General features: G+C 44.2%; 1 pseudogene. It reads right to left on the bottom strand.

Annotated features, from left to right (window positions below):
• Positions 1 to 125: 125 nt before the first annotated feature.
• Positions 126 to 443, bottom strand: a pseudogene (locus tag HC723_RS17070) (transposase zinc-binding domain-containing protein); the annotation flags it as partial.

Below are 443 nucleotides of genomic sequence, written 5' to 3' on the forward strand. Positions count from 1 at the left end.
ACCAAGCGTAAATAGGTGTTTAAAATGATTAGGGTCGTACATTGAAAAGCCTAACGTGATACTTTCACGTTATTGTATTCGAAAGACTTACTGCGTTGAAGTCGCAACCGAAGGTTGCTTATCTTGGCAGCAAGAGAAAATAAGTCATTTAAGAGCTCTGGGTTTGCGTCGAATATTGGCCAGAGCTCACTAGGCATAGTGAACGTGATGTGCTGATGCTCGCAATCTGGCATCACTTCCAGCTGCGTGGCTATCCATTGCTCTGTGGATTTTGTACCACAAGAGCTGCAAGCCTTCGTCTTGCAACTCTGGCATATTACTTTCGTGCAGTGACAGTTTGATTTTTCACAACCGCAGTGCTTAGCCCCCATCGCATTGGTACCACATGCAAGCATTCTTTCTATACAAGTTATTTGCCACAGATTGAAGGTATGAGCGTGCTT

Source organism: Vibrio sp. S11_S32 (genome assembly GCF_014694465.1).
Lineage (GTDB): Bacteria > Pseudomonadota > Gammaproteobacteria > Enterobacterales > Vibrionaceae > Vibrio > Vibrio algicola.